Source organism: Legionella maioricensis (genome assembly GCF_023618015.1).
Taxonomy (GTDB): Bacteria; Pseudomonadota; Gammaproteobacteria; order Legionellales; family Legionellaceae; genus Legionella; species Legionella maioricensis.
In genome coordinates this window covers 18,745-41,455 of sequence record NZ_JAJKBJ010000022.1, presented here as the reverse complement: position 1 = coordinate 41,455, position 22,711 = coordinate 18,745, and the positions used below count along the sequence as shown (strand labels likewise).

Below are 22,711 nucleotides of genomic sequence, written 5' to 3'. Positions count from 1 at the left end.
AATGAATACTGAGCAACATATAAAAAGAAATAACCCAGGAATGCAAGGATTCACACTAATAGAACTGCTTATTGCCCTATTAGTCTTTGCAATCCTTATAGGCATAGCCTATCCATCCTACAAGACATACGTGCTGCGATCGCATCGCGTCGATGCCTTACAAACCCTTGCTCAGGATCAACTGATTTTAGAGCGCTGCTATTCCCAAAATTTTTCTTACAACGGGGCCTGCGGCGCACTCCCTGCTTTTCCTCAAGTCTCAACTCAAGGATTTTACCGCATTGCCATTTCAAATACCGGAGCGACCACTTACACATTAACCGCGACCCCTCTTGGGACTCAGGTAGAGGACACAACCTGTGCCAGCATATCCGTTAATCAAGCCAATGTGAGGACAGCTACTGATTCATCAGGAACAGCACAATCGAAATGTTGGGATTTACGCTAAAGCACAATCAGTAAGGGGGACTGTTGACAAACCCGGCGTGCTGCGACTGGTTCGCGGCATCTGGAAATCTCACTAACAGTCCCTAGAGAAACTAATAAATTTAATTTAATCCACGTAAAAATTAAGTATACTCAAATACAGAACGATACTGCTAAAGATTTCTCTCAAAGAAATGCTACTATAAACAGGTGAAGAAGAATAAACGAGTCAAAGGATTGTTTTAATGCGAGGCAAATACTGTTTCATTGCTCTACTTATTATCATTAATGCTTTATCGCACCAGACCTACGCTAATCGTGTATTAACCTTTCAACAAGCCTTAAATATTGCCTATCAAAATAACCCTTCCATTCAGGCACAACAAACCATTATTGAGCAAGCTAAAGGTCAGTTGATACAATCGAAGTTGTATCCAAACCCTTCTATGGCCATCCAGGCTGAAAATATTGGACTTCCTTCCACACTGGAATCGGGCTATACAGGCACAGAGACAACTATTTCAGTCACTCAACCAATCCCTTTGGGCAAGCGTTTATTCTATCAAGGCATGGCTGCTAAAATGGAGCATTTAGCTGCTCGTTTAAAATTGGAAGCGACCCGTTCCTCTTTATATATCGATGTGGGGCAAGCTTATATCGAAGCGTTGTATGTTCAATATTGGACAAAAGCTACCAAACGTCTTGTCAGGGTCAACGAAGATATTGTCGCAAGTATTAAAAAGCGACTTGATATTGGTGCAAACTCAGAAGTGGATTTAAATTTAGCAGAGCTTGCTCTTGATGAAGCAATTATTGTGTTTGATAGAGCGCGAAGGAATGAATTTAAAAAAAAAATAACGCTCGCTAATTTAATTGGCATGCCTCATCTTAAGAACAGTCTCTTGAATGAGGAGGGATTGACCCATAACCTTAATAAATGGTCCACCATAAAAACGAAAGTGGCCAACAGTAATCTTATTAAAGCACAAATGGCTCTCATTAAAGCAATGAACTCACAAATCACATCGGCGCAAAAACAAGTTTGGCCCGATTTAAATCTTCAACTTGGATTTCGTCATTTTCAGCTATTCAATGAGAAAGCGCTTGTTCTTTCTGCTAACGCCCCTATTCCACTCTATAATCAAAACCAAGGAAATATCTATACTGCTCAGGCAAAGCGCAATGAAACTATTAAGAACTTACACCAATTAAAATTAAATTTAGATACAACATTGTATGAAGCCTATTTGGATGGCTTGCAAAATAAGGAAGAAGCACAAAAGGTTGCTCAAAGAATGTTACCTAATGCCAAGAAAACTGTAGAGTTAGCTAAAGAAGGTTTTCAACAAGGTCGCTATACTTATCTAATTCTTTCTAATGCTATGCTCAACCTCAGTCGGGAAGAAGAGCATTATACCAGAGCGCATGCCGATTATCATAAGGCACTTATCAAAATACAAGGGCTGCTCATGAGCGGCAAATGAAAAATAACTCACGGTGATTAATTCGAGGGAGAATTAACGCTTAATAAGGGAATAGAACGTGAAGAAATATCATTATTTTCTCATTTTCACTGCCATTCTAATTGTTGGGGCCTTATGGGGATTGTTGCGTTTGTCATCTGCAAATCTAGCCGTACCGGATGGGCAAGTGAAACTAGGTCCACACAATGGAAGAATCCTTCATCAAGATGGATTTTCTATTGAGCTCCTCATTTTTGAAAAGAATTCGCCACCCAAATTTCACGCTTATACGACTTTTAAAACTAAAACCATTCCACCAGAACAAGTCAAATTAACTCTGGAATTAACACGGCTAGATGGTGAACACAACCAGGTTACCTTTAAACCAGAGCAAGATTATTTAGTGAGCAATGAGATTGTGGCCGAGCCGCATTCCTTTGATGTAAGAACCAAAGCCATTTATCAAGATAAACTCTATGAATGGACCTTTCCTTCTTATGAAGGAAGAACCCAGTTAAGCACGCAAGCTGCAGAGGAAGGTGGGGTTAAAATTGAAACCGCCAGACCAGGAATCATTAAGAAATTTGTCCACCTGACCGGACGCATTACCTTAAACCGTAATACGACAACGGACGTTAGAGCCCGCTTTCCCGGAGTGGTCAAAGCAGTATTCGTTAAATGGGGAGATACTGTTAAAAAAGGAGATTTGTTAGCCACCATAGAAAGTAACGAGAGTTTGAAAGATTATGAAGTGAGAGCACCGAGCGATGGACGCATTCTTACCAGAAATATTAGTGTGGGAAATGTTGCGGGAAGCGAGCCATTATTTACGCTAGCCAATTTGGCAGATGTGTGGGCAGAACTCCATGTCTTCCCCCGTGACTTAGGTAAGGTTAATGAAGGACAAATGGTCACCATCCGTTCTCAAGAGGAAGATAGAGAGGTGCAAGCCCCCATTACCATGCTCCTACCTACTACCGATCCATTGAGTCAAACGGTTATTGCCATTGTGACTATCGCTAACCCTAAAGAAATATGGCGACCAGGAACCATTGTCACAGGTGATGTGTTGATTGAAGAAAAATCAGTACCTATCCTGATTAAAGCCACTGCCCTTCAAAACAGTAAAAACTCGCCAGTCGTTTTTATTAAGGTGGGGAATCAATATGAAAAGCACCCTGTTAAGCTGGGCGAGAACGATGGGGTTTGGGTAGAGGTCAAAAGCGGCTTGAAAGCCGGGACCCTCTACGTCACCGCCAATAGTTTTCTCATTAAAGCGGATATTGAAAAATCAGGTGCTGAACATGATCATTAATCAGGAAGGCTTTTTATGTTAGAAAACATAGTTTTTTTTTCTATTCGCCATCGTTGGTTCGTATTGTTAAGCGTGCTCGTGATAATGGGATTTAGTATTTATAATTTTAAGAGACTGCCTATTGATGCAGTTCCTGATATTACCAATGTCCAAGTCCAAATTAATACTGAAGCAAAAGGTTATTCACCATTGGAAGTAGAGCAACGCGTAACCTATCCGATAGAAACAGCGCTTGCCGGCCTTCCTAAGCTCGATTATACCCGATCTTTGTCCCGCTACGGTCTTTCACAAGTAACGGTAGTATTTGAAGAGGGAACTAATATTTATTTTGCCCGTCAATTAATTACTGAACGATTACAACAGATAAAAAACCAGTTACCCACCGAATTGGAGCCTAAAATGGGGCCAATTGCTACGGGGCTTGGTGAGATATTTATGTATATCGTGGAAGCCAAACCCGGTGCTGTAAAGGAAGACGGTGATGCATACACACCGATGGATCTCTTCATGTTACAAAAATGGGTTATCTTACCCCAACTTCGTAATACAAAAGGAGTTATCGAAGTCAATTCAATTGGCGGCTATGAAAAACAGTTTCATGTCATGCCTTACCCGCAAAAATTATTGGCCTATCAATTAACGATAGGTGATGTTATCGAAGCCTTGGAAAAAAACAATGCCAATATTGGGGCGGGTTATATTGAAAGAAATGGCGAACAGTATTTAATTCGATTGCCAGGCCAGGTAAAAACCATTAACGATATCAAAAAAATTCTTGTTGCTAAAAGAGATGAAGTTATTCTACGCATAGATGATATTGCTGATGTAACTTTAGGCACTCCTTTGCGAACAGGGGCGGCCACGCAAAATGGAGAAGAGGTGGTCTTAGGAACCGCCATGATGTTGATTGGGGAAAACAGTCGTGACGTATCCATGCGCGTTGCGAATAAATTAGAAGAAATTAACCATAGTCTGCCCAAAGGCATCATTGCCAAGCCTGTGTATGATAGAACCACTCTTGTTGATAGAACGATCGCGACTGTTGAGAAAAACTTGCTCGAAGGCGCTCTCCTGGTTGTTGTTATTCTCTTTCTTCTGTTAGGCAATATTCGCGCAGCATTGATTACTGCAGCAGTCATTCCCATTACCATGCTCATGACAATTACCGGCATGGTAGCACAAGGGGTTTCGGGTAATTTAATGAGCCTGGGTGCGCTTGATTTTGGATTAATTGTTGATGGAGCAGTCATCATTATGGAAAACTGCATCCGTCGATTTGGTATAGCACAACACGAACGAGGCCGTTTATTGACGAAGGAGGAGCGGTTTCATGTTACATCAGAGGCTACTGCGGAAGTGATTCGCCCCAGTATCTTCGGGGTGTTGATTATTACGGTTGTGTATCTGCCCATTTTCTCGCTAACTGGCGTTGAAGGAAAAATGTTTCATCCCATGGCGTTAACCGTCGTTATGGCTCTTTTAGCCTCGCTTGTCCTTTCTTTAACCTTTGTTCCTGCAGCTGTTGCGATGTGTATTACCGGTAAAGTCGAAGAAAAAGAAAATACCATTGTTCGTTTTGTTAAAAAGGGCTATCAACCCTTATTAAATTGGAGTATGCATAACCCATGGAAAATGATAAGTGGCGCCGCAGCAGTCACCCTGCTTAGTCTATTGTTGTTATTCCGCATTGGAGCTGAGTTTATTCCAAATCTTGACGAAGGAGACATTGCGTTACATGCCATACGAATCCCGGGCACTAGCTTATCTCAATCCATTGACATGCAAATAACATTAGAAAATCGCCTTAAACAATTTCCAGAAGTGAAGGAAATTTTTAGCAAAATTGGTACAGCGGAAGTCGCCACAGACCCCATGCCCCCTAACGTGGCAGATACGTTTGTAATGCTAAAACCACGCGACCAATGGCCCAACCCCAAGAAAGCCAAGGATGTTCTGGTAAGTGAAATGGAAAAGGCGTCTCAGGAAATCCCCGGAAATAACTATGAATTTACTCAACCCATTCAGATGCGGTTTAACGAACTTATTTCCGGGGTAAGAAGCGATTTAGCAGTTAAAATCTTTGGTGATAATATCGAAGAACTATTGGCGATTGCTAATCAAGTTAAAACGGTACTTGCCAAAACTCCTGGTGCTGCCGATATCAAAATCGAACAAGCCACTGGCTTACCGGTGTTATCTATTATTCCCGATAAGGCTGCTCTGGAACGTTATGGGCTTAATATTACTGATGTACAAAATGTGATACTGGTCGCTATGGGTGGGAAGGAAGCAGGACAGATATTTGAAGGAGATAGGCGATTTGATATTGTGGTACGCTTACCTGAATCTCTCCGCACGGATATAAAAACATTAGAAGAACTCCCCATCCCGCTTTCGCTTGCTGCTACGGACTGGACATCAAAGAAACCCAATTATGTCCCTCTCAAAGAGGTTGCTAAATTAATTATTGCCTATGGTCCAAATCAAATAAGTCGTGAAAATGGAAAACGACGTGTGGTTGTTACGGCTAATGTACGAGGGCGAGATTTAGCAAGCTTTGTTGATGAAGTTAAAAAAGCGGTTCGTGAACAAGTTGAATTACCCTCTGGAATTTGGATCAATTATGGAGGAACGTTTGAACAGCTAATTTCAGCACAGGCACGATTAATGATTGTGGTTCCGATTACGCTATTGCTTATATTAGGCTTCTTATTTGGTGCCTTTGGCTCAGTTAGTGTGGCATTGTTAATTTTTTCAGGTGTTCCCTTGGCACTAACCGGTGGAATTGTAGCCCTGTGGCTCAGAGGTATTTCTTTTTCTATTTCAGCAGGCGTTGGTTTTATCGCATTATCAGGGGTTGCCGTATTGAATGGAGTAGTAATGGTCTCTTTTATTCGTAATCTTATTAATAAAGGAAAACCGTTATATGAAGCCATTGTTGAAGGAGCTCTGACTCGTCTACGCCCCATTTTGATGACAGCTCTTGTTGCAAGCTTAGGTTTTGTGCCAATGGCGATTAATGTGGGGGCTGGCTCTGAAGTACAAAGACCCCTTGCAACGGTTGTTATTGGGGGGATTTTATCCTCGACTTTTTTGACTTTACTTGTTTTACCAGGATTGTATCTGATTATCCATAGAAGAAAAAAATCCCCTGTGGTTTGAAATAGTTCAGTTCCTTGAGTAAATTAAAATATTAATTTTGCGGGCAGTTAAGTTAGTTTAAACAGGAGATGTAAACCTGTACCTGTGCTTTTAATCCATAATATGATATTTTAATGCCCTTTTTTATTAAGGCTTGTATATGTTTGATAGTATAATTAAAGACCTACATAATGGTTTTGTTGGCATTAAAATTTTATTAAATACCAATAAGACAAAGGATGCAGAAAAAGCATTAGCCAATGCGGCAAAAAACCTAAAGGAGTTGATGGGGTACGCCGATTATTCTCTTTTCATCGTAAATTACGAAAAACAATTAAGCGAATTTATTGACGTATTTATAGAAACATCCATGGCTGTATCTTTTGCATCAACCTACAATTTGATCGATGCTTATAACAATGCCGTAGCAGCCGATAAGACAACTCAAGCAGAGGATCTGTTGCAGCAAGTGGAACATAAAATAGCCTTCATGAAACAAGCTTATGCTAATGCTGTAGAAAGAGGCCAAAGCCGAACTTCCGCATTTATTGATTTTGAAAAAGATCTTTCCTATCTTCTTAAGTATTTAGAGGATTCTAAAAGGAAAGATCTAATCCAACAAATGTGTAATAATTTTGATAAGGCAATGAATTTTACCGAAACGCAACAACAATTTTTCTATCACAGAAGAACTCCGAATACTCAATTAAATACAAATACGTTAGATGAACAGATGCATCTATAGATTTGAATAGATTACATAGTGCTCTTTTAAGAATTAGTGTTGGGTCAAAATGACCCAACCTACACCTTGCTGTCAGTAAAGTTAAATATATTGCAGAATTACACACAACCAATTGAAAATTATACATTATTCAAGTAACTTCTTTCATTGGACAAATCCATGGAGCATAGGATGCCGCAAGTCAAACACTTCACTGCCGTAAGTTTAGTATGTATGAGCTTCCAAGCCTTATCTTTTTCACCTTTTAATGGCCAATTCGTTGTTCAGGGGGGTGGTTTTTATAGTAACGCAGGCAAATCACAACACATTAATATTCGTACACTTACTGGGGATCAATATACTGTTACACAAAGCCATGATCAAAACGGCTTGTTTGGTTTGGGTTATCTCATCCCTGGGCCAAGAGTTCAGCGTGTTTTAATGAATTATGGTGTGAATGTTTTTTATCTTCCGAAAATAAACGTTCAAGGAACTATTATTCAGGAAAATGAGTTTGTAAACCTCGGTTATAGTTATGGTATAAAGCAAGTCCCTGTATATGCAACTGCAAAAGCGCTTATTATGAATCATTCAGATCAATTAGGATTGACGGTTGATGCAGGTATTGGCCCCAATTTTATTAAAACAACATTCGTAAATGAATGGCCCATCAATAATAGTAATGCCATACCGGATCGTGCGTTTTTAGGAAGAAACAATACCGTCCTTACTGTAATGGCCGGGGCGGGTCTCCGAATAAACCATGTTTTTGGAAAGGCTCCTTTGGAATGTGGCTATCGATATTTTTATTTAGGAAAAGGCAGCTTCAATAAACGCAGTGCTGAATGGCTAAATACATTAACCACTGGGTCTAATTATGCCCACGCGGTCATTTGTAGTGTTACGGTCTAACCCCTTTTTTCCCTTTTCTTAGAATATTTAAGGACAAAAATGCAAACCATGCTTAAAACAACAGCTCTTCTCATTACGCTCTATTCATCAGCATCTTTTGCCTATGGAGAGTTTTTTAACCTTCAAACAAAGGGAATGGTATTTAATATTAAAACTGCCTCAGTAAATGGCAACTACTCGAATGCGGGTATTAAAATAACCAGCGGACAAAAAATATTTTGTCCTGGAGCAACCGGAAATGGTGGGCATTGTATCTTCCCTGCAAGTTATAATGCATCGCATAACACCATTGGAATCCAAGGTAGTGCTGGCCCTATGACACTTGAAATGTGCCTCAATGGGATTGGCCAGGCCACCTGTGCAACTTATAAAACGACCTTGGCACCTATTCGCGGTATTAATTATGATCCTGCGCATAGCCCAGCCTATCTTCAAGCGCAACAAAGCAATAATCAACCAGGTATGGCTCAATCGATGACCAATGACTTCCAACAAATAAAAAGGAATGGCTTAACTGTTGTTAAAACGTTCATCTCGGTTGCAAGTACATTTAGCGGACAACAAACTAATCTTGCGGCTATCGCATGTCCCATGGGGTTAAAATTAATGCTAGGTATTTATGAATTTCAACCATCTGACGGATGTTCTGATAATTCACAATGTGCGCAGTGGACTCAAGGACAAGTTCAAAGTGCAATTAGTAGTGTAAAGAATAACCCCGGTTGCATAGTAGGTATCGCGGTTGGGAATGAGGATATTTACGATTATACATTTACAGTTCCTAATACCCAAATTCAGCAGCGAATAGCAACTGATATTCAAACCATACAAGCAGCTCTGGGTTCAACTGTTCCGGTGGGTACTGCTCAGCAAGATGGAGCATTGCTGGCATTAGCAAGCAATTATCCTGGCAACGATCCTTATGGGATTATCAAAAGGCTAAACTTCGTCGGTGCTAATATTTATCCCTTCTGGAGTGCACAACAACCTGCCGCTCCATCAGCAACAGAATTTTCTAACCGCCTTCAAGCAGTGAGGAATGCCTACAGTACTAGTAACGGCCTACCCAATGACGTGCGTGTGGTTGTTACTGAGGAAGGATGGGCAAGCCAAGGTAATATCCCTCCGCAAAACCCCAATGCCACCCTGCCGCAAGAAATCACCTATTATTCCTACTGGTTAGGGCGAGCTTCTCAAGATAATTTTGATAGTTACTATTTCGGCTTTTATGATAAAGTACAACCCAATAACGGAAATGCAGATAACTTCTTTGGTTTATGTACTTATACAGGTGCCTCTAAATCTGCAAGTTTATTTGCTTGTAGTTAAATTAGGTCATTCTTCAATCGCTTCGAATATGGGCTACATACTTCAGGTGGCCCAGTTTACTTAATAGATAGTAGATACTTAAGAGAGATAAGTCTTTGGGTTCAACTCGCGTTTTAATTATTATTCCCATTAATTTAAATTAATTATCAGTTGTAAATAATCAGAGTATTTGTTTTAAATGTAGGTGGATGTTTTATAATAAGCATTTTAACAGGATTCTAAATACGATGTTTCCAGAAATTAGAAACAAGTCATTTTCTACCTATGTAGGTATTTTTTTAGTTTGGAGTATATTAATTGACCTTCTTTTTTTCTATTTTAAAAAAAATGATAACGTAAACAAGCAACCGGCTAGACCAACAAATGTCATACTAGTACCTGTGGATAATCAACCCGCTCCATGTCAAGAAGCTTTTACTAAAGCTGGCCAAACGAAAGACAGCAATAATGTTTATCATAGTCTTGAAAAAGTCTGCACAGCTGCGGGTGGTGGAGCGGTTAAATTTCGGATAATAACATCTGAAAACATAGGGGAGCCTATTGGTGTTTCATTTACCTGCCCAATAAAAAATTCTGACTCTCCAATTTTTTCTTGTGTATTTTCAAATAAAGTGGAGCATTAAATTTAGCAAGTGTAGCCTTGATGGAGCATAGCGTAATCAAGGTTTTTATTCCGTAGATTAAATTAACTGTGCCATACTTCGCAACGCGCCAGTTGGGCTATCATCTCCTTTATTCGCTTCTTGCGAGTTTCCAAGCGTTTGGCAGTCTGAATACGATGATAAATCACGTATAGATTTTGCGATCAAGCGTGTCAAAAAACTGTTTCGCCACCATTTTTCGAGTTGGTCAGTTGTCTCAAATGAGTGGGTTTCGGTTGAATGCATGGCAAACCTTTCAATTTAAAATGCAGTTATCTCATTAGAATCAATCTATAGGAAAGCGGGTGATGGGAATCGAACCCACGCTGGAAGCTTGGGAAGCTTCAGTTCTACCATTGAACTACACCCGCGCCGTTCGATCATCACATAGGATAATTTTATTTTCAATCGTTGCTTAAAGTAAAAATTTTCATTTAATTAGATTCCCCATTTGTAGCCAGGCATGGCAATATTAAAAATTAATACCAATAAAAAGGAATTTATCTATGTGGAACCGGAGTTTTGAAATAGTAAAAGCAAAGCAACCTATCGCTACTACAGGAATTTTTTCTCATACTTATTATTGGATAACCTCACCTTCCGGTGATCAATCCTATCAGAATCCTTCCTACATAAACGAACAAAATCAAGACCAGGAGACTGCTGTTTATTTCATTCATGGGACATTTGATCACTCCGGAGCATTTACACGGGTTGCCGAACGTTTAATTGAATCAAATCTTCCTGAGGAAATTTATTCTCTGAATTTACTTGCCTTTGATCAACGTTATCAAGGAAAAAGTATCAAGTATTTTGCTGAGCAACTGAGAGATAAAATAATAGCCAATAACCACAAACGGGTCATTTTAATTGCTCACTCCAGAGGAGGATTGGTTGCTTCCTATTTTGCAGAATTCCTAGCAAAATTAGCTGGCATCGAAGTTCTTCTCATCGTGACAGTAGGTACACCATTTAATGGTTCTTACCTTGCGCTCAAACCATTATCATGGTTTTCAGATTCAGTGAAAGAAATGGAAATTGATAGTGAGTTTCTGACCCTCCTTAAGGAAAGAATAATGGAGAATGCAACCGGTAACTATCATTTTTTCATTGCCACAGAAGATGCCATTGTTCTGAGAGATTCAGGGTTTATTAAGGAATATGTTGATAAATATCCAAAATCGCTAACCATTTTTGATCGTCACGGGCACCTTTCTGTCATGTCTTCTCATCGTTTGGTTTCCCGTATTGCCTATTTACTCTGTAATTATTTTAATTCCTCAAAAAATAATTCAGACGAGGTAATAGTTTCTCGATTAGCAGAATTCACAGTGATTGAAGATTATACTCCCGAAAAACCAGAACCTAATTCCCCCTAGGAATCAACTGCTCGTTAACCCTGATGCTTGCTTAAAATGGAAATTTCCCTTACATTGCCGCGTAACGGATAGTCCAACTAAAAAATAAAATGGAAATTTTTTGCTTTTTAATGGGTATACTTTATCTATATACCTCCAATCACTATATTCCCTTAGCAACTTTATTAATCTTTTTTATCACCCCAAGATATCCGATTATTCTGTTATTTATCCTTGGCGTATTAATCGCCTGGATTCACCAATATCATGTATTGCCCAAAGGAATACCTGATACTCCTGTAATTCATCAGGCCTTATTACAAGGAACCATCGCCTCCATTCCAGTACAAAACATCAATAAAACCCAATTTTATTTTGCCCTCGACAAAATGAATGGTCATCCAGCCCATGGTTTATTGCAATTAGCCTGGTATAGTAAAGCTCCTCCTTTACATGCAGGACAACGCTGGCAATTTAATGTAAAAATTAAAAGGCCGCGGAATTTTCTTAATCCTGGCAGCTATGATTACGTTAATTCCCTTAGCAAACGTCATATCGTTTGGACAGGTTATATTCGTTCTAAAAACAATAAATTATTAACCGCCCCTCCTCCATCATTCAATTGGTTACAACTTCGCGAACGATTAGGAAATACACTTGCCCAATTAGCCCCAGAGAAACAAACAGCAGGAATTATAGAGGCATTAACCTTAAATTTAACGACCCATATTAGTCAGGAAAACTGGAATCTGTTCAGACGGACCGGCACCATCCATTTATTTGGTATTTCCGGGGAACATATCGCTCTGATATCGGGGCTTGTTACTGCAATTCTTAGATGGTTATGGTCCCGAAGCAGTCGTTGTTGTTTATGGGCTCCGGCTCTTTCTGTAGCGAGCATGGGTGGATTAATTGCAGCCCTGCTTTATGCCTTTTTAGCTGGATTTGAACCACCTGTACAAAGGGCTTTAATAGGATGCTTTTTTTATACCGTATATTGTTTAGGAAAACAGCGTTTTACTTGCTGGCAGGTGTGGCGTTATGCCTTATTTGGTGTGTTGACTCTCGAACCGCATGCCGTTTTTATGCAAGGATTTTATTTCTCTTTTCTGGCTGTGGCCTGTTTACTATTAACCCAGCAACGCTGGCGATTTAAGGGGTATAAAGGAAGTCTGGCTTTGCAATTAAGTTGTTTAATTGGTTTGATGCCTCTAACCCTCTATTGGTTTTCTTATGGCTCGATTAATGGCTTCTTTGCCAATTTATTTGCTATTCCCTTAGTCGGTTTGCTCATTGTGCCGCTGGCTTTGATGACCCTGTGTGTCAGTTCTTTTAACTGGTCCTGGATGTTGATGAAACCCTTGTCCTGGCTCATTGCTTTATTATTTAAAGGATTAATCTGGACAGAACACTTAGCTGCTCTCAATATAACCTGGTCTATTAATTGGCTTGCTTTAGTGCTGTCGTTAATGGGAGCTTTACTCATGTGGGTTTTATTACCCGTCAAACCATTCAAATATCTGGCCGTACTCTGGCTTCTTATTCCTCTTTTCCCACCACGGACTTTAATTCCCGCAGGAGAAGCTCTGATTCGTGTTTTAGATGTAGGACAAGGCCTGGCGGTAACCATTCAGACCCAAAATCATGTATTACTTTATGATACAGGAGATCAGTTTTTTCAAGGGAGTGACATGGGAACCATGGTTATTTTACCTTTTTACCAGGCTATTGGCGTAAAAAAGATTGATAAAATAGTGATTAGCCATCCCGATAAAGATCATCGTGGCGGATTGAAATCCATCGAATCGGGAATTAAAGTGAACGAGCTATTAGTCAATAATCCTCGTTATTATGATCATGGTGTTAATTGCCATGATTATCCAAAATGGCAATGGGATGGGGTATCTTTTCGCTTTTTACCCATACACGAGCCTTTTCAAGACAAAAATAATAACTCCTGCATTTTACAAGTAAGAAACGTAAATGGGCGGGTCTTATTAACTGGTGATATAGAAAAAATGGGGGAGGACTATCTAGTGAGAGCTTATGGCAATCAACTGGCATCTGAAGTGTTAATTGTCCCGCATCATGGAAGTAAAACCTCGTCCTCGTATCGATTTTTACTTGAAGTAGCGCCTCGCTATGCTATTGCTTCCTTGGGTTTTGATAATCGTTTTCATTTTCCCCATGCTAAAACACTAGCCACTATGAATTCTCTGGGCATTGCTTTTTTTAAAACGGATGAGTGTGGTATGGCGGAGATAAGGCTTCCTCTTCACGGAGAAATAAAAGCACCTGAATGCTATAGTAAAGTAAAGACATAGTCTTCTATTTTCGCCAATCATTAAAGAGCAGAGTTGACACCCTTTTTAAATTTGTAGTTATACGCAAAAAAATGGTTTCAATAAAATGCTATGAGAACCACTTAGTTGCAAAAATCATTTCTAGTGGATAACATCAATAACAGTAACCATTTGATTAAATTAAATTAACTGTATTATTCACTTTATCGTCAGCAGTAATGTAATGGAAAAGCACGAGATGAGATACGCCTATGCAGGAAAATAGAGAGCTTCCTATAAAACCACAACTCAGCTATAGGATTTTATTTTTAAGCCTAGGCGTAAACCCTAAGCTCATTCCCGAAGACTTGGACTATCAGAAAGCTTATAAAACTTTTTCATTACCCATGCAATTTTTTGTTCCTCAGGTCACTATAACTGAAACTTGGCCTTTATTGTTTTTTTGCCCTGATCCTACTGCAGTGGCGGCACTAGAGTCACATCAATTAAAAAAAGATGGTTTAGAAAATACCGCCCTTCATTTTGCTGCCTGGTCTGGCTGTATAGCGGCCTTAAATTGGGCAAGAGATAATGGTCTGGATCTATTTAAAATTAATAAATATGGATACACCATAGCCCACTATGTTGCAATGTCCAATAATTTAGAGGCCTTGCAGTGGATAAAAGAAAACTGTCCTGAACTATTATCAGTAACTGATAAAGATGGATGTACCATAGCTCATTTTGCTGCAAAATCCGACAATGTCGATGCCCTGCGGTGGATAAAAGAAAACTGCCCTGAACTGTTATCGGTAATCGATAAAGATCGATGCTCTATAGCTCTCTTTGCTTGTGGTCCTGGTAATATGGATGCTTTGCACTGGGTAAAAAAATACTGTCCTGAACTATTAACAGTGCCTGATAATGATGGATGTGACATAACTCACTATGCCGCCTGGTCTGGCAATATAACGTGTCTAAAGGAGGCCTTACTTCTCTCCCAATCCCCCCGGGAGTTTAGTTTACCTGAATGTACAAGGGTGCACGAAATCATTATGACCACCCTGCTGAACTATTTAGAGACCGACTATACTTTAACTACGATTCATAACTTGGATAGACTCAAAGAAGATGAACCGAGAAAATCCTTGGTGGAAAATTTACTAAAAAGGAATCGGGCTATAAAACAAGCGAAAATGAAATTCATTCCTTTTATGCAGGATTTCTCCGAGTCTTATGATTGCTTACCTGTTGAAGCACAAATAGCTTTACTCCAGCAGCAGCTACCAGCAGGTGTCAATACTATGCAAATTTATCAATCCCTGCAGCCCAAAGCCAGAGCTATTTTTGTGATCCAAGACGAAATACGTAGACTATTGTCTGTCAACTATAAAAGCAATGTACCCTTTGATGAAATACGCAGACGATTGTCTGTCAACTTTAGAATCAGTGGTCAATTTAAATTTAATGACCGCATCGCTCTAAGCGACCGAATAGCCGCTCTCAGTGATTTAATTGCCCGTCTGGAGTCTCAAAAAGGCAACACTTCAGAAACGTTAACACAGTGGAAACAAGACAATATGCGTCTGTTTGGCTCTGCAGGCAAAGTTAGTTTTTTTCCTGATAACAACATCTCTGGCAAAAGATCGATTCAATGTATGGCGGTGCTGGAAGAAATCCTTGTTGAAAGCCCCAAAGTCGAGAAGAATAATGAAAAACTCCATACTATTTTCTAATGCATTGGCCACTAGAGATAGAGACATTCATTTACCTCTCTTAGATTTAATAAAATAGTTAACTAAAAAATTCAATGCCTGAATTTCGGCCGCTCTTTTTTAAAATTTCGCTATAGTTAAACCATAGAGTTGATTCCCAAAATTGTTATCGAGACAGTTATGTTAACTACAGCAATCCAAAAAGAGTATTATCAGGCATTACTTGATAAAGACAGCCGTTATGAAGGCGTTTTTTACGTAGGTGTTAAAACAACAGGAATATTTTGTCGACCGGGATGTCCTGCCAAAAAACCAAAATTCGAAAATTGTGAATTCTTTCAAACAGCTCAAGAAGCGCTTCTTGCTTCCTATAGACCCTGCCTTCGCTGTCGCCCCTTGTCTCATCCAAACTATGTTTCAGATTTAGTACGTGCTTTAGTGGAGGCAGTTGAAGCCAATCCGGAAAAAAGATGGAAAAATAGCGATTTTGAATCCTTGTCAATTGATGCATCAACGGCACGCAGACAATTTAAAAAACGCTTTGGTATGACTTTTGTTGCATATGCCAGAGCAAGACGAATGGGTATTGCTATGAAACAAATACGTGAAGGTAAAGAAGTAATTGAAGCGCAGGTTAATACGGGTTATGAGTCGAGTAGCGGATTTAGAGATGCTTTTGCTAAAATTATGGGGGCAGCACCCAGCAATTTCGCTCAGCATCATCCAGTTCTCAAAGCATCCTGGTTAGATACACGCTTGGGGCCAATGCTGGCCATAGCCGATGAAGATGCCTTATATCTTCTGGAATTTGTGGATAGAAGAGGCTTGGAACGTGAGGTAGAAAAACTGCGAAAGAAAACCAAATCAGTAATTATTCCCGGAAGCAGCCCTCCTATTACTTCGATTGAAAAGGAACTTAATGCCTACTTTGAGGGGAGCTTAAAAGAATTTGTAACACCCATACATCTTCTCGGTAGTCCTTTTCAAAAACTAGCTTGGCACAAATTATTAAACATCCCTTATGGGGAAACACGAAGTTACTCCAAACAAGCAGAAGCTATAGGAAAACCATCTGCATTCAGAACAGTTGCCAATGCCAATGGAGCAAATCAGCTTGCTATTATAATTCCCTGTCATAGAATTATAAATCTGAATGGAAATCTCGGCGGCTATGGTGGCGGAATTGCCCGCAAACAATGGCTTATCGAGCATGAACGGCGAAATAAATAATGAATCAAATATCTGATATAAGAACACTTCTCCAGCAATACGCTCAAGTTCCTAAAGAAAAACAAAGCTATTTTTTTAAGACAGGGCCAGGACATTATGCAGAGCACGATAAATTCCTGGGTATCACCATTCCGGATCTTCGAAAAATAGCTAAAAGTAATAAAAATTTAGCTCATGAAGGCATTAAAGCACTAATAGATTCACCCTATAATGAAGAGCGATTAATGGCTTTATTCATTTTGGTAGAGCAATATAAACAAGGTGATGAACTCGTCAAAGACCGTATTTATCAGTTTTATATAAGTCAATTAAGCCAGGTGAATAACTGGAATTTGGTTGATGCATCAGCCCCCTTCATCGTTGGCGCTCATCTTCATCAAAAAAATAAAGAACTGTTATTAACATTGGCTCAATCACAAGTCCTCTGGGAAAGGCGGATTGCTATTGTTTCAACCTTGTACTTTATTCGCAATAATGATCTGGAATGGACTTTTAAGATTGCTAAATTACTCCTTGATGATAAACATGACTTAATTCACAAAGCAGTAGGTTGGATGTTGCGCGAAGCAGGCAAGAAGGATCAAAATCAGCTCATCAATTTTCTTGAACAATACGCCGGTCAAATGCCTAGAACCATGCTCAGGTATTCTATTGAGCGTTTTCCCGAACAGCAGAGAAAAATCTATTTAAATAAGCCTCGAATATTTAATGAAAAGTGATTGTGCTGCTATCAGGAGATCCCTCACTTCGTTCGGGATGACGGAGAATCGTTCGGGACGATGGGGAATCGTTCGGGACGATGGGGAATCGTTCGGGACGATGGGGAATCGTTCAGGACGATGGGAGTCGTTTAGGGCGTTGGGGAAATTGGGATAGCTTTTTTTATTTTTGGGTCTGATTAATAAGTGTGTAACTATTGAAAATAATAAACCAACCTCATTTTTTCTTATTTACTGGCGGTCCTGGAGCGGGAAAAACTTCTGTATTAAATGAACTAGGCAAATCAGGTTATGCCGTAGTACCAGAGGTGGCTCGGGAAATCATCAAAACACAAAATCGAAATGGCGGCGATGCCACTCATAATGGGAATAGAAATACTTTTCGTGATCTCATGCTGAAACAATCTATTATAGATTTTGAACAAATGCTAACGAGCACGCAACCCGTCTTTTTTGATCGGGGTATTCCAGATTTATATGGCTACTCCCATGCTTTTTGTGATCACATTCCCCCTTCCGTATTTCAAGCGGTACAACAGTATCGTTATAACACCAAGGTTTTTATCTTTCCCCCCTGGGTGGAAATTTATGGCCATGACCCAGAGCGTAAACAGGATTTTCAAGAGGCTATAGAAACCTATCAAGCTGTTAAAGAAGCTCATTTAATTTGTGGTTATCAACTGATTGAAGTCCCCAAAGTTTCGGTCCGCAATAGAATTGAATTTATCTTGCAAATGTTGAATGCTTAAATCACATTGCAGTGAATAAGAGTAAAGGAGCCAACAAAATAATAATAAATAAACTAGTGCAGTTTATTTTTACTAAATGTAATATGTTTAAATCCTCCAAATTTATGGAGATTAATTATTCCAGCACCTATAGGTTTTCCTTTTCAAAATAATACCAAAACTCATGATGTTATTATTATCGGGGCTGGAATTTCAGGCCTGGCTGCTGCTCAACAGCTGCATCAAAAAAATTATGAGGTCCTCCTGTTAGAGGCCCGTGATCGAATTGGTGGTCGAGTATGGTCAGTAAATCCTTGGGGTTCTGTGTTAGATCTGGGTGCTTCGTGGCTCCATGGTATTGATAATAATCCAGTGAGTAAATTAATAGAACGGGCATCTATAAAAACAATCCCTACTTCTTATAACTCCGAAAATTTAAAACAAAAACTGGCAGACATGGATCTTTATGATGATAAGGGTCAAAAGATACCTCAAATAGAAATAGATAAAGCCATCTCTTTGCTATTAAACTTTGAGAAGTTTGTTCATTGCCTACCTGATAAAGAAATCACTTTAAACACTGCTGTTGAACTTTATATTCAAAAAAAACAAATGAAAGGACAGCAATTAAAAATATTTAAGTACCAGGTAATTTCCAGTTATGTTTATGAATTTGCTAATGACTTGAACCGACTCTCAATAGAGGTCCATAAGTCTCATAGCAACAGCCCGGTTTCAGGAAAACAAGTCATTTTTCCACAGGGTTATATGCAAGTGGCCGATTTATTAGCCCGGAATATTCCAATTCGATTAAATCAAGTGGTAACCAGGATTAATCACGAACATTCCCTTATTGAAATTAATACTCAGAACCAACACTATTTTGCCCGAGCTGTTATCGTAACCGTACCAGTCAGCCTATTACATGCAAAAAAAATTATTTTTTCCCCGCCTCTACCTGATGAAAAAGCAGTGGCTTTTTCACAAATCAAGATGGGTACTTACAACAAAATATTTCTTTATTTTGAACATGTGTTCTGGGACAAAGAGAAAGAATGGATTGGCTTTCTTCAATCGGACTCCACCCAACGCCCTGTTCTGGATATAATGAATTATTATAAATTTTCAAAGCTTCCTATTCTTCTGGTGTTCAATGCCGGTCAACAGGCAGAATGTTGTGAACAGATGGATGATCAGCACCTTATAAACAATATCATGCAAGAACTGCGCATGATGTATGGCAAAAATATTCCAGAGCCCTCTTCTTATGTCATGACACGCTGGCATAATGATCCTTATGCCCTGGGCTCCTATTCCCATTTATCCCCTGGAGCTTCCATGGATAACTATCAAATAATAAGTAAACCAGTCAACAATCTTTTATTTTTTGCCGGCGAAGCAACTTCCTTAACTGATCCGGCTACAGTCCACGGCGCCTATTTAAGCGGTATTCGTGTCGCAAAAGAAATAGAAAGAGTAATAAAGCAACCTATTATCAATCCGGTATACCCATAATTTCGATTTGAATCCAACCACTTCCAGACGATACAATCAACATGCTAATATGGCTGGGTTATGCGCATAATAGACAGTAAATCCTATGGCAATAAAAATAGCTTTAGACCATCCCACCCTGACATTAAAAACAAAGATTCAAGAGCTATGCTCTGATTTTTTCCAGGCTCTGGGACATCAGAACAAGGCGAAATTAAAATTGAGACCGTTGTTCCAACCGCTAATGATGCTTTATGGGCAGCAGCTCTTTGCACTGCAAAAATCATCATCGACGGAACCCAACATATTTTTGAACAATTACGCGGGACTATAGTCGTCGCTCATCAAGCTGGGCTATGGAAAATTGCTCACATGCACGCCTCATTTCCAGACTATAGGAATGCTGAAAAGGCATCTTTTCCAGTAAATAATTAACCTGGAAGAAAAGGCAAGGAAGCTCCTTTCTTACTAAGTACGAAGGTATGATCTGATATGCTACTCAACAGGATTAATAACGATGCACGTTCATATCAACACTTTGAATCAAAAAAGGTGAATATCCACCAGGCGAAGCAGTAACCAAAAGCAGAGAAAAATCAATATTCATATGCAGCTCGGGAATATTAAAAGATTGATTAACGCGCCAGCATTGATCACTAATACACTTAGTCAACTTGGTTATCGTTGGTTCGGTGAGAGGCTTAGGGTGAGTGCTCAGTTTTTGTTGGTCAATCACAATGAGTTCTTTATTAAAAAAGGCACTCATAGGCTCCCAAGCGGCCAAAGAGTATTTTTTTTGTGTTGCTTCAGTTTCTTCTGGGGTAGTAAGGTAACTGACTGTCAAGGTTTCGATTAATGTCTTCTGAGCCCAGTCAGTGACATAGCTATCACTAAAAGCGTGAGCCAGGGATGAGACAAAAAAAGCAATCAATACCATACAGCAAGAATATGTTTTGTTCATGTTTCTTATCCTTTTGCTTAGTGAAGCAAATGACCCCATGAGCCCGTAATTAAATAATAGAATTAATAGTCAATAATATCCAATACTTAGAATAGATAGAGAGAGACCCATTTTTTGCCCTATTGCTTAATATTTTTTCTCATATAAAACATAGCAACAATAAAAAAAATATGATAGATTCAGTCAAGTAATTAATTGTTTTTTATATTTTTTTTTTACATAAGGAGATGTGAATGAAATATGCTTTAACTCCAGCATTACTATTAAGTTTACTAGCTTGTGATAACGCCCTTGCTCTTTCCAAAGAGCCCAGCTTATGTGAAGGCTCGTCAGCGCTGTGCGCTATGCTCACTCCAGGAGGCTTTTACGGTACTGCAACTGGATACTATCTGCGCCCTAGTGAAACAGGGATTGGAATGGCTACTGATAGCTGGCAATACGCTCTTCCTGGTGCTGGTCTTGAAGCACTTAGCAAGCCTGTTGATCCAGAGGGAAAATGGAACGCGGGTTTTGTAATAGGTTATGATGTTCCTGACTCAGCAAATAATATTGAACTTTCTTATTTATATTTAAATAATAATTACCATGCTGTAAATGGTCTTTCTGGTGGTCCACTCACTTTTGGCGCTATATTTTTCCCAGATATAACTTTTGTTCCTGCCGGAAACTTCGTGAGTGACGCACAATTACGTTATAGAGTTGATCAGGTTGATCTAAAAGTGGGAAGAACCTATATCGATTATCAAGGGCAGTTTACTCTTCGCCCCAAAGTTGGTGTACGTTACGCACGACTAAATCATGATTTTACTTTTTTAGCACCCGGAAATGTGATTAGTCATTTTAAAGGAGCAGGCCCTTTACTTGGAATGGATGGTCGTTACTCATTACTACATAGCAATTTTGGCTTGGTAGGTACTTTTGAATACGCAGCCATTGTTGGAAGAATTGATGCTCATTCTTTTTTAAATTTCCCTATTTATGTTACTTATGTGTCTCCAGAGCGCGATCGGGTAGTGAATAGCTTCACGGCCAAATTGGGTATAGATTATAAGTATCATTTTAAAAACAGTAATGGTTTTGCGGCTGTTGAGGGAGGCTATCAGGTCAACCAATACAATGATGCCATGGACATGATTCGCGGAAACTATTTTGCTCAGGGAAGCCAAAAAGTTGCGGGCGTGGAAACTACCAGCTTCAATTTCCACGGTCCTTACATCAGTCTTACCTTACATGCCTAATTCTTTAAAGTGCGTCATGAAAACTCATGACGCACTTTGTTTCCTTCCAAAAGTATTCTGAATTTATTAGATTAAACATCTATTTAAAATCAAATTAAAGACATTTGATAAGATGAGAAGATAACCAATACTCGCTTTCACCCAAGCTACATCTGATTAAACAATTGCAAATTCTTATGAATCAATAGTGAATTTTGGTTTTAATTCCATAGAAAATGGAGACAAACCGGATCGCTGAGCCTCTTCCAAATCTTCTTTTTTACTCATTGCAGGACATGGAGTTATAGCAAATGGGTTAAGGCCGGAGGACACATTAGGAGTCTGATCATTTTGTTTTGTATTCTCGCTTGGCAATAACTTCTTAGCTGTTAAATCTTGAATAAACGCATCAAAATACTTGGGCACAGGAATACGAATAATCAACTCATTTTTATTGTGAATACAGGTGAAATCATCAACCGCAATACCCTGCTTTTTCAAATCACTCTTGAATTGCTCAAAGACAGCTTCTATTGCTTTTAAAAATTCCTCAATTTCTTTTTCATCGTCTACTAAATGCCCTGGCTTAGCTCGAATGGTTAAAATTCCTTTACCGCTGTCATTATTAAAGACTACTAATTCCATTATCCGCTCTAAATCAAACTGAGGCTCTTCTTCAGTTTGCTGACCAGCACCTCCGAGAAGTTCTATTCCTTCATCGATGAGAAGTTCCTCAGAAATTATCTGATCTGCGGACGACGTATTTTCAAAAGGTTCTGGCTCATATCCTTGGCTCTCACCATCCTGGAGTTCATCGTCGTTATCACCGCCTCCGCCACCGCCATGTCCAAAACATTTACGTTGAGGATATATTTCTTTAAAACAGGTCTTACAACGTACTTTTACTGCTTCTTCAGCAGCATCTTTTTTTTCTTTTTCTTTATTTAATTTGTTTATATTAAGCTTTAAAGGACTGTCTTCCATCAGTTTGGGCTCAACCACTGTATCTTGACTTTGTTTTTTAGTTAATGGGTTTAATGGAGTTAAATCAGCCAT

21 protein-coding genes and 1 tRNA gene are annotated in these 22,711 nt (G+C 39.2%); 17 read left to right on the top strand and 5 right to left on the bottom strand.

Annotated features, from left to right (window positions below):
* Position 1: 1 nt before the first annotated feature.
* The 8 genes from LOX96_RS14540 (at position 2) to LOX96_RS14505 (ending at position 9,933) form a co-directional block, all read left to right on the top strand.
* Positions 2-448 carry a type IV pilin protein gene (locus LOX96_RS14540; protein WP_250423457.1) on the top strand — a complete coding sequence of 149 codons (447 nt, stop codon included), beginning with the start codon at positions 2-4 and terminating at the stop codon, positions 446-448.
* A 223-nt stretch (positions 449-671) separates the two neighbouring features.
* Entirely contained in the window at positions 672-1,910 is a 1,239-nt protein-coding gene (locus LOX96_RS14535) for a TolC family protein (RefSeq protein WP_250423455.1), read from the top strand.
* A gap of 58 nt (positions 1,911-1,968) precedes the next feature.
* Positions 1,969-3,204, top strand: a complete 1,236-nt coding sequence (locus tag LOX96_RS14530; protein WP_250423453.1) for an efflux RND transporter periplasmic adaptor subunit — start codon at positions 1,969-1,971, stop codon at positions 3,202-3,204.
* Between the two features lie 15 nt (positions 3,205-3,219).
* Positions 3,220-6,366, top strand: a complete 3,147-nt coding sequence (locus LOX96_RS14525) for an efflux RND transporter permease subunit (RefSeq protein ID WP_250423452.1) — start codon at positions 3,220-3,222, stop codon at positions 6,364-6,366.
* 139 nt (positions 6,367-6,505) lie between these two features.
* On the top strand, positions 6,506-7,090 hold the full coding sequence (locus LOX96_RS14520) for a hypothetical protein (RefSeq protein WP_250423451.1): 585 nt from the start codon (positions 6,506-6,508) through the stop codon (positions 7,088-7,090).
* 171 nt (positions 7,091-7,261) lie between these two features.
* Complete coding sequence (locus LOX96_RS14515) at positions 7,262-7,981, top strand: hypothetical protein (RefSeq protein WP_250423450.1); 720 nt, start codon at positions 7,262-7,264, stop codon at positions 7,979-7,981.
* A 39-nt stretch (positions 7,982-8,020) separates the two neighbouring features.
* Positions 8,021-9,310, top strand: a complete 1,290-nt coding sequence (locus LOX96_RS14510) for a hypothetical protein (RefSeq protein WP_250423449.1) — start codon at positions 8,021-8,023, stop codon at positions 9,308-9,310.
* Positions 9,311-9,537: 227 nt separating this feature from the next.
* Positions 9,538-9,933: a hypothetical protein gene (locus tag LOX96_RS14505; protein WP_250423448.1), complete on the top strand. Its 396-nt coding sequence runs from the start codon at positions 9,538-9,540 to the stop codon at positions 9,931-9,933.
* A gap of 62 nt (positions 9,934-9,995) precedes the next feature.
* On the opposite strand, the gene LOX96_RS17730 is transcribed toward LOX96_RS14505, so the two are convergent.
* Together LOX96_RS17730 and LOX96_RS14500 are read right to left on the bottom strand one after the other, a co-directional pair.
* Positions 9,996-10,100 (bottom strand): YdeI/OmpD-associated family protein, encoded by a 105-nt coding sequence (locus tag LOX96_RS17730; protein ID WP_431606646.1) that lies wholly within the window; start codon positions 10,098-10,100, stop codon positions 9,996-9,998.
* 151 nt (positions 10,101-10,251) lie between these two features.
* Positions 10,252-10,322 (bottom strand) — tRNA-Gly (locus LOX96_RS14500).
* Between the two features lie 135 nt (positions 10,323-10,457).
* Between LOX96_RS14500 and LOX96_RS14495 the strand changes: the two genes are divergently transcribed.
* The 7 genes from LOX96_RS14495 to LOX96_RS14465 all read left to right on the top strand — a co-directional run bounded on the left by LOX96_RS14495 (position 10,458) and on the right by LOX96_RS14465 (position 19,498).
* On the top strand, positions 10,458-11,330 hold the full coding sequence (locus LOX96_RS14495; protein ID WP_250423447.1) for an esterase/lipase family protein: 873 nt from the start codon (positions 10,458-10,460) through the stop codon (positions 11,328-11,330).
* Between the two features lie 89 nt (positions 11,331-11,419).
* Positions 11,420-13,633, top strand: coding sequence for a DNA internalization-related competence protein ComEC/Rec2 (locus LOX96_RS14490; protein ID WP_250423446.1), 2,214 nt, complete (start codon positions 11,420-11,422; stop codon positions 13,631-13,633).
* 230 nt (positions 13,634-13,863) lie between these two features.
* Positions 13,864-15,327, top strand: coding sequence for an ankyrin repeat domain-containing protein (locus LOX96_RS14485; protein ID WP_250423443.1), 1,464 nt, complete (start codon positions 13,864-13,866; stop codon positions 15,325-15,327).
* Between the two features lie 159 nt (positions 15,328-15,486).
* The gene (locus tag LOX96_RS14480) at positions 15,487-16,536 is read left to right on the top strand and encodes a bifunctional transcriptional activator/DNA repair enzyme AdaA (protein WP_250423439.1); all 1,050 of its coding nucleotides are present in this window, start codon (positions 15,487-15,489) and stop codon (positions 16,534-16,536) included.
* Positions 16,536-17,255, top strand: a complete 720-nt coding sequence (locus tag LOX96_RS14475) for a DNA alkylation repair protein (protein WP_250423436.1) — start codon at positions 16,536-16,538, stop codon at positions 17,253-17,255. The genes LOX96_RS14480 and LOX96_RS14475 overlap by 1 nt, the downstream gene beginning before the upstream one ends.
* Positions 17,256-17,452: 197 nt before the next feature.
* Complete coding sequence (locus LOX96_RS14470; RefSeq protein WP_250423431.1) at positions 17,453-18,004, top strand: AAA family ATPase; 552 nt, start codon at positions 17,453-17,455, stop codon at positions 18,002-18,004.
* Between the two features lie 81 nt (positions 18,005-18,085).
* A complete protein-coding gene (locus tag LOX96_RS14465; RefSeq protein ID WP_348645856.1) occupies positions 18,086-19,498 on the top strand; it encodes a flavin monoamine oxidase family protein in 1,413 nt (470 codons plus the stop codon).
* Positions 19,499-19,581: 83 nt separating this feature from the next.
* Here LOX96_RS14465 and LOX96_RS14460 read toward each other — a convergent pair whose 3' ends face one another.
* The gene (locus LOX96_RS14460) at positions 19,582-19,767 is read right to left on the bottom strand and encodes a hypothetical protein (protein WP_250423429.1); all 186 of its coding nucleotides are present in this window, start codon (positions 19,765-19,767) and stop codon (positions 19,582-19,584) included.
* On the opposite strand from LOX96_RS14460, the gene LOX96_RS17725 reads away from it, so the two are divergent.
* On the top strand, positions 19,691-19,912 hold the full coding sequence (locus LOX96_RS17725) for a nuclear transport factor 2 family protein (protein ID WP_431606649.1): 222 nt from the start codon (positions 19,691-19,693) through the stop codon (positions 19,910-19,912). The two genes, LOX96_RS14460 and LOX96_RS17725, sit on opposite strands and share 77 nt — an antisense overlap.
* 73 nt (positions 19,913-19,985) lie before the next feature.
* Here LOX96_RS17725 and LOX96_RS14455 read toward each other — a convergent pair whose 3' ends face one another.
* Positions 19,986-20,438: a hypothetical protein gene (locus tag LOX96_RS14455; protein ID WP_250423426.1), complete on the bottom strand. Its 453-nt coding sequence runs from the start codon at positions 20,436-20,438 to the stop codon at positions 19,986-19,988.
* Between the two features lie 233 nt (positions 20,439-20,671).
* On the opposite strand from LOX96_RS14455, the gene LOX96_RS14450 reads away from it, so the two are divergent.
* Positions 20,672-21,676 carry an Lpg1974 family pore-forming outer membrane protein gene (locus LOX96_RS14450; RefSeq protein ID WP_250423425.1) on the top strand — a complete coding sequence of 335 codons (1,005 nt, stop codon included), beginning with the start codon at positions 20,672-20,674 and terminating at the stop codon, positions 21,674-21,676.
* Positions 21,677-21,850: 174 nt separating this feature from the next.
* Here the strand turns inward: LOX96_RS14450 and LOX96_RS14445 are convergent, their stop codons facing one another.
* Positions 21,851-22,711 carry a hypothetical protein gene (locus LOX96_RS14445; RefSeq protein WP_250423424.1) on the bottom strand — a complete coding sequence of 287 codons (861 nt, stop codon included), beginning with the start codon at positions 22,709-22,711 and terminating at the stop codon, positions 21,851-21,853.

Coding starts and splice junctions, on each gene's coding strand:
- LOX96_RS14540 (WP_250423457.1), top strand. CDS start 2: ATGAATACTGAGCAACATATAAAAAGAAATAACCCAGGAATGCAAGGA.
- LOX96_RS14535 (WP_250423455.1), top strand. CDS start 672: ATGCGAGGCAAATACTGTTTCATTGCTCTACTTATTATCATTAATGCT.
- LOX96_RS14525 (WP_250423452.1), top strand. CDS start 3,220: ATGTTAGAAAACATAGTTTTTTTTTCTATTCGCCATCGTTGGTTCGTA.
- LOX96_RS14520 (WP_250423451.1), top strand. CDS start 6,506: ATGTTTGATAGTATAATTAAAGACCTACATAATGGTTTTGTTGGCATT.
- LOX96_RS14515 (WP_250423450.1), top strand. CDS start 7,262: ATGCCGCAAGTCAAACACTTCACTGCCGTAAGTTTAGTATGTATGAGC.
- LOX96_RS14510 (WP_250423449.1), top strand. CDS start 8,021: ATGCAAACCATGCTTAAAACAACAGCTCTTCTCATTACGCTCTATTCA.
- LOX96_RS14505 (WP_250423448.1), top strand. CDS start 9,538: ATGTTTCCAGAAATTAGAAACAAGTCATTTTCTACCTATGTAGGTATT.
- LOX96_RS14495 (WP_250423447.1), top strand. CDS start 10,458: ATGTGGAACCGGAGTTTTGAAATAGTAAAAGCAAAGCAACCTATCGCT.
- LOX96_RS14490 (WP_250423446.1), top strand. CDS start 11,420: ATGGAAATTTTTTGCTTTTTAATGGGTATACTTTATCTATATACCTCC.
- LOX96_RS14485 (WP_250423443.1), top strand. CDS start 13,864: ATGCAGGAAAATAGAGAGCTTCCTATAAAACCACAACTCAGCTATAGG.
- LOX96_RS14480 (WP_250423439.1), top strand. CDS start 15,487: ATGTTAACTACAGCAATCCAAAAAGAGTATTATCAGGCATTACTTGAT.
- LOX96_RS14475 (WP_250423436.1), top strand. CDS start 16,536: ATGAATCAAATATCTGATATAAGAACACTTCTCCAGCAATACGCTCAA.
- LOX96_RS14460 (WP_250423429.1), bottom strand. CDS start 19,767: ATGATGATTTTTGCAGTGCAAAGAGCTGCTGCCCATAAAGCATCATTA.
- LOX96_RS14455 (WP_250423426.1), bottom strand. CDS start 20,438: ATGAACAAAACATATTCTTGCTGTATGGTATTGATTGCTTTTTTTGTC.
- LOX96_RS14450 (WP_250423425.1), top strand. CDS start 20,672: ATGAAATATGCTTTAACTCCAGCATTACTATTAAGTTTACTAGCTTGT.
- LOX96_RS14445 (WP_250423424.1), bottom strand. CDS start 22,711: ATGGCTGATTTAACTCCATTAAACCCATTAACTAAAAAACAAAGTCAA.